Origin of the sequence: Kluyvera sp. Awk 3 (genome assembly GCF_028069715.1) — a bacterium.
Taxonomy (GTDB): domain Bacteria; phylum Pseudomonadota; class Gammaproteobacteria; order Enterobacterales; family Enterobacteriaceae; genus Kluyvera; species Kluyvera georgiana_A.
Genome location: NZ_JANEWH010000314.1, coordinates 1 through 688, shown reverse-complemented (window position 1 = coordinate 688; position 688 = coordinate 1). Strand labels below are relative to the sequence as shown.

At 39.7% G+C, this 688-nt stretch carries 1 protein-coding gene; it reads left to right on the top strand.

Annotated features, from left to right (window positions below; translation table 11 throughout):
* Window positions 1-216: 216 nt before the first annotated feature.
* On the top strand, window positions 217-688 hold a 472-nt coding region (locus tag NNN71_RS24865), incomplete at its 3' end, for an ESPR domain-containing protein (protein WP_271459609.1).

Here is a 688-nt window from a genome sequence, read left to right as displayed (position 1 = left end):
AAATGTTAGAGTTATATCCTATAAAAAACAATTACTGTAGATAATAAACCTATAAATAAAGACTTATTCATTATATGTGGCCAAAAAAGTTGAGTGGCAAGTAGAATTTCTCACACGACGCCTGAGCCCAAAATCAGGCACTGAATAATTTCGGCCCAATCTTCACCTGTGAAGTGATCGCGAACAAGGGGCTGTTAGAATAAAGCGAGTGAGATAATGAACAAAGTATTTAAGGTTATCTGGAACGTAGCCCGTTCGTGCGCTGTTGTTGTTTCTGAGCTTGCACGTGGTAACGTGCAATCAAGCAGCGCAGTGCTTATTATGGAAGAACACCACGTTGTAGAATGTCAGAATTCATATGCTTTTCGAATGGCACCTGTCGCGTTATTACTGGTAGCTCTGTTGCCTGTGAAGTCACAGGCAACAGATTATTTAGTTGACTCAATGACACCTCAAGATGTCACAGAGATAACAGTGAGTGGGCGAGATAATACATTATCCGGTAGTTTCTCAAATGTGTCGCGTGGCAATAGTGGTTATACCAATATGACACTGGGTGAAGCTTATGATAAAGGCCTTTTAGGTACTAATAGTGAATATGTTAAAAATAACAACATATTTGACGTTGGCTCGCAGAACAAGGTTATCGATTTTATAGATCCTGTTACCGGGAATATGACATCAATGG